At 74.7% G+C, this 3,135-nt stretch carries 4 protein-coding genes; all 4 read left to right on the forward strand.

The window, feature by feature from the left end; genetic code table 11:
- Positions 1-670: TetR/AcrR family transcriptional regulator (locus tag GTW08_RS08350; protein WP_161151726.1), on the forward strand; the 670-nt coding region annotated here is incomplete at its 5' end.
- Entirely contained in the window at positions 667-1,560 is an 894-nt protein-coding gene (locus GTW08_RS08355) for a 3-keto-5-aminohexanoate cleavage protein (protein ID WP_073574948.1), read from the forward strand. The genes GTW08_RS08350 and GTW08_RS08355, both read left to right, overlap by 4 nt.
- Positions 1,553-2,521: a 3-hydroxyacyl-CoA dehydrogenase NAD-binding domain-containing protein gene (locus GTW08_RS08360; protein ID WP_073574949.1), complete on the forward strand. Its 969-nt coding sequence runs from the start codon at positions 1,553-1,555 to the stop codon at positions 2,519-2,521. Before GTW08_RS08355 ends, GTW08_RS08360 begins: the two co-directional genes overlap by 8 nt.
- Positions 2,518-2,991 carry a thioesterase family protein gene (locus tag GTW08_RS08365; RefSeq protein ID WP_073574950.1) on the forward strand — a complete coding sequence of 158 codons (474 nt, stop codon included), beginning with the start codon at positions 2,518-2,520 and terminating at the stop codon, positions 2,989-2,991. Before GTW08_RS08360 ends, GTW08_RS08365 begins: the two co-directional genes overlap by 4 nt.
- The last annotated feature ends 144 nt before the right edge of the window (positions 2,992-3,135 follow it).

A 3,135-nucleotide genomic window follows, 5' to 3' on the forward strand; every position in this document is an offset into this window, starting at 1 on the left:
CGCGGTCCCCACCGGGGCCGCCGCCGCGGCCGCCGAGCCCGACCCGGGCCGCGAGCCCGGCGGGACCCACGGCACCCGCGGCCGGATCCTCGACGCGGCCTGGGAACTGATCGCCGACCACGGATACCACCGGGTCCGCACCGCCGACGTCGCGCGGGCGGCGGGCACCAGCCCGGCGGCGATCCATTACCACTTCCCCACCCGCTCGGAGCTGCTCGACTCCGCGCTGCGGCACAACGTGCGCCTCGCCTTCGACCGCCAGGTCGCCGAGCTCGACACGATCGCCGACCCGCACGACCGGCTGCTGCGGCTGATCGACCTCCAGCTCCCCGACGGCGCGCTGCTGGAGCGCGAGTGGTCGATCTGGATCCAGGTGTGGGCGGAGTCGGCGATCGACCCGGCTCGGCGCGATCTGTACTGGGACGCCTACGACCGCTGGTTCCGCACCGTCGCCATGACCCTCACCGAGGGCGCCGCCGCCGGGGTCTTCGTCCCCGACGCCGGTGACGCCGCCCGGCAGCTCACCGCGCTGGTCGACGGCCTGGGCATCCAGGTCATGGCGCGTACCCCCGGCACCTCCGCCGCGCAGATGCGCGCGGACCTCGCCGCCTTCATCGATCGGGCCGTGCTCGCGGCACCGGCACGCACGGAGCGAACGGAGAACGGATGAACCGTGACGTCATCATCACCTGCGCGGTGACCGGGGCCGGGGACACGGTGGGCCGCAGCCCGCACGTGCCCGTCACCCCGGCCCAGATCGCCTCGGACGCGATCGCCGCGGCCCGGGCCGGCGCCGCCGTGGTGCACATCCACGTGCGGGACCCGGAGACCGGCAGCCCGTCGCGGGCGGTGGAGCTCTACCGCGAGACCGTGACCCTGATCCGGGACTCGGGCGTCGACGTCGTGCTGAACCTGACCGCGGGTATGGGCGGTGACCTGGTGATCGACGCCGAGGACCCGCTGAAGCCGATCGACGGCACCGACCTGGTCAACGCCCTGGAGCGGCTCCCGCACGTCGAGGAGCTGCTGCCCGACATCTGCACGCTGGACTGCGGCTCGCTCAACTTCGGCGAGGGCAACCAGCTCTACATCTCCACCCCGGACATGCTGCGCACCGGCGCCAGGCGGGTCCAGGAGCTCGGTGTGAAGCCGGAGCTGGAGATCTTCGACACCGGCCAGCTGTGGTTCGCCACCGTGCTGGTCGAGGAGGGCCTGATCGACGCCCCGGCGCTGTTCCAGCTGTGCATGGGCATCCCCTACGGCGCCCCGGCCGACCCGGGCGTGCTGGCCGCGGAGGTGAACCTGCTCCCCGAGGGCGCCAACTTCGCCTCGTTCGCGATCGGGCGCGACCAGCTGCCGTGGGTGGCGCAGTCGGTGCTGGCCGGCGGGCACGCCCGCGTCGGGCTGGAGGACAACCTCTACCTCTCGCGCGGGGTGAAGGCGACCAACGAGCAGCTGACCGAGCGGGCGGTGGAGATCGTGCAGAACCTCGGTGCCTCGGTGGCGACGCCGGACCGCGCCCGGGAGATCCTCGGCTTGAAGGAGCGCACCGGTGCCTGAGCCGCGTCCCGTCACGGAGATCCGGACCGTCGCCTGCATCGGCGCCGGGGTGATCGGCGCCGGCTGGGCGGCGTACTTCCTGGCCCGCGGGCTGAGGGTCCGGGCCTGGGACCCCGCCCCGGACGCCGGGGAGAAGCTGCGCCGGGTGGTCGACGCCGCCTGGCCCGCGCTCACCGAACTGGGCCTGGCCGAGGGCGCCGACCGGGACGCGTTGTCGGTGCACCCGACCGCGGCCGAGGCCGTCGCGGGAGCGGACTTCGTGCAGGAGAGCGCCCCGGAGGACCTGGAGCTCAAGCGCGCCCTGCTGTCCGAGCTGGCCGACGCCGCCGTGGCGGCCGGGCCGGACGTGGTGGTGGCGTCGTCGACCTCGGGGTTCCCGATGACCGACATGGCGACCACCGCGGCCGAGCCGGGCCGGCTCGTCGTCGGGCACCCGTTCAACCCGCCGTACCTGATCCCGCTGGTCGAGGTCGTCGGCGGCGAGAAGACCGAGGCCTGGGCGGCGTCGCGGGCCGCGGACTTCTACCGGCACATCGGCAAGTCGGTGATCGAGATGGAGCGGGAGCTGCCCGGCTTCATCGCGAACCGGCTGCAGGAGGCGATCTGGCGCGAGGCGCTGCACATGGTCGCCGCCGGTGAGGCCACCCCCGAGGAGATCGACCGCTCGATCACCGACGGCCCGGGGCTGCGCTGGCCGGTGCACGGTCCCTGCCTGACCTTCCACCTGGCCGGCGGCCAGGGCGGGATGGCGCACATGCTGGACCACTTCGGACCGTCGCTGAAGGCGCCGTGGACGCGCCTGGAGGCCCCGGAGCTGACTCCGCAGCTGCGCGACGACATGGTCGCCGGCGCCGAGGTCTCCGCCGGTGGGCGGCCGATGGCAGAGCTTGTCGCCGAGCGCGACCGGGCCGTGATCGCGGTCCGCCGGGCGGTCGCCGCGGCCCGGGGGACCGCCCGGTGAGCGCGCCGCCGGTGCACCACGACGTCGTCCGTCCCGAGTGGATCGACTACAACGGCCACCTGTCCGAGCCGTACTACGTGCTCGTGTTCGGCGACGCCACGACCGCGCTGATGGACCGGACCGGGATGGACGCCGGGTACCGCGCGGCCACCGGCCGCTCGCTGTACACCGTCGAGGCGCACGTCCGGTACCTGCGCGAGATCGGCCCGGACGCGGCGCTGGAGGTGCGGACCCGGGTCCTCGGCCGGGACGCGAAGCGGCTGCGCCTGTGGCACGAGCTGTACGTCGACGGCCGCCTGCGGGCGACCGAGGAGTTGATGTGCCTGCACGTCGGCCCGGACGGTGCCGAGCCGTTCCCCGACGACGTCGCCGCGGCCCTCGACGCCCTCCACGTGCCCGGCGAGCCCGAGCACGCGGGCCGGTCCATCGCCGCCGTCGGCCGGGGGGAGGTGCGGCGCCCCTCGACGTGATGTGCCCGAGACCGCGGCCCCGGCGCGACCGGGGCCCTCTGCGAGGAGACACGTTCATGATCAGCCCGACACCGGCGCGCGGCGGGTTCTCCCGCCGCCGCCTGCTGGGTGGAGCGGCCGGCCTCGCCGCGGCGGCCGTCCTGG

Source organism: Pseudonocardia sp. SID8383 (assembly GCF_009864975.1).
In the GTDB taxonomy this organism is placed as follows: domain Bacteria; phylum Actinomycetota; class Actinomycetes; order Mycobacteriales; family Pseudonocardiaceae; genus Pseudonocardia; species Pseudonocardia alni.

Bases quoted from the DNA above. Each gene is read 5' to 3' on its own strand.
- GTW08_RS08355 (WP_073574948.1), top strand. From the start codon at position 667: ATGAACCGTGACGTCATCATCACCTGCGCGGTGACCGGGGCCGGGGAC.